The organism is Burkholderia sp. JPY481, from assembly GCF_038900515.1.
GTDB lineage: Bacteria > Pseudomonadota > Gammaproteobacteria > Burkholderiales > Burkholderiaceae > Paraburkholderia > Paraburkholderia youngii.
Genome location: NZ_JAYMRT010000095.1, coordinates 1 through 1,179, shown reverse-complemented (window position 1 = coordinate 1,179; position 1,179 = coordinate 1). Strand labels below are relative to the sequence as shown.

Genomic DNA, 1,179 nt, shown 5'->3' with positions numbered 1-1,179 from the left:
GGGCGAGCCTCGATGCTGCCAGTGTTGCCCGCCCCCGGGGGCCAGGAAACCGGCCCCAACCCGACAGACCGGGGAAAGCTCGGGTCGAAACGGCACATCGTTGTAGACGCGCGCGGCATTCCACTGGCCATCACGGTCACGGGCGCCAACCGACACGACTCGATGGCATTCGAGCCCACGCTCGATGCCATTCCGGCAGTCTCGGGTCTGAATGGCCATCCCCGCAAACGCCCGGGCAAGTTGCGTGCGGACAAGGGCAATGACTTTGCCCGCTGTCGGCGTTACCTGAAGCAGCGCGGAATCACGGCCCGTATTGCCCGTCGCGGCGTGGAAAGCAAGGAGCGGCCCGGGCAGCATCGCTGGGTGGTCGAGCGCACGCATGCATGGTTTGCCGGTTTCGGCAAACTGCGCATTCGTTTCGAACGGCGTCTCGACATTCATAGTGCTTTGCTTTCCTTGGCTGCTGCCCTTATCTGCTCGCGCTTCGAGAGGGTAGCCGCGTTCCCTCTCAGAAACGCGGCCCCCGAAGAACCGTACGTGCGAGTTTCCCCGCATACGGCTCGCGCACGGCGTTAAGCATCGTGCTGCTGCCGGCTGCGTCTGTGCATACGCAACCTTCGCTAGCGTCGCATCGTCGATTCGTCCCGAAACCGAGACAAGGGAAATCGGGGTTCCCGCGTTTCCATCTCCACCGATCCGAGCACTTCTGGGCCTGTCCGGTTAGCACCTGCCTCTTCCCCGATGGCGTTTTGACGACGGGCGTGCGCCCACATCAAAAAGGCGCAACCAGCCATATACCTTTTGGTCAGAGCCAACAGCAGCTTGGGCTCTTTCACAATAACGAGGATTCTGTCAGCAGTTCACGTACGTTGTGCATGCGGAACTTGCCTGGCCCCCACACCGCACGGCTGCTGGCAGTGTCGATTCCTTCCCGGTTGCCCGGGCGAACCGCCTTAACGGAGGGTACGTTGTCCCCGGAGCTTCGCACCCGACCGTTACCAATCGCGCGCGTCCGGGTAGGCAACTGCTGGTCGTACAGCAGGTCACGGCTTCAAATTCCCATATTCAGGTTGTTGAATGTGACAAGGCAGAGAAGAGCTTTGCCATCCACTACATTGCCGATTTACGTCCGGCGGACGGCGACACGCGTCGCACTTGATGACTTGTGTTAGCGGCTCT

1 pseudogene is annotated in these 1,179 nt (G+C 61.3%); it reads left to right on the top strand.

What is annotated here, in order from left to right:
* Positions 1-486: pseudogene (locus VSR82_RS39765) on the top strand (IS5 family transposase); the annotation flags it as partial.
* Between the last annotated feature and the right edge of the window lie 693 nt (positions 487-1,179).